Origin of the sequence: Pseudocoprococcus catus (assembly GCF_019734885.1) — a bacterium.
Classification (GTDB): domain Bacteria; phylum Bacillota; class Clostridia; order Lachnospirales; family Lachnospiraceae; genus Coprococcus_A; species Coprococcus_A catus.
The window spans coordinates 1-459 of the sequence record NZ_JAAXCM010000057.1; the positions used below are offsets into that span (position 1 = coordinate 1).

Sequence of the window (459 nt, forward strand, 5' to 3'; positions counted from 1 at the left end):
TCCCGAACACGACGGTTAAGACTTAAGCGGCCGATGGTACTTTGCTGGAGACGGCACGGGAGAGTAGGTGGCTGCCAGTTTTTAATGAAAATAGTTCTTCTATATGAAGGTTAATATATAAGAGTGATATATCAAGGTTATATCACTGGTTAAAAATAACAGTCCTTTGACTGATTCATATAGACGGCCTATATGGCTACACATTATGGGCTTATAGCTCAGCTGGTTAGAGCGCACGCCTGATAAGCGTGAGGTCGGTGGTTCGAGTCCACTTAAGCCCATAAAACCTAATTAAACATCAAGATATTGTTCGGACGGGAACGATAACAGGTTCGAATCCTGAAATATCATTTGCTGATAAGTATCTAATTTATCAGCATGTTGTACCTTGAAAACTGCATATCAGAAACACATCAAGCCGTAAATCATCGAAAAGAAAAGATTTACAGATTTCAATGA

General features: G+C 39.7%; 1 tRNA gene and 1 rRNA gene. Both read left to right on the plus strand.

Going from position 1 to position 459, the window contains the following annotated elements:
- Positions 1 to 80 (plus strand): 5S ribosomal RNA (gene rrf, locus HED67_RS17730); the annotation flags it as partial.
- Between the two features lie 127 nt (positions 81 to 207).
- Positions 208 to 281, plus strand: a tRNA-Ile gene (locus HED67_RS14975).
- Positions 282 to 459: the final 178 nt, after the last annotated feature.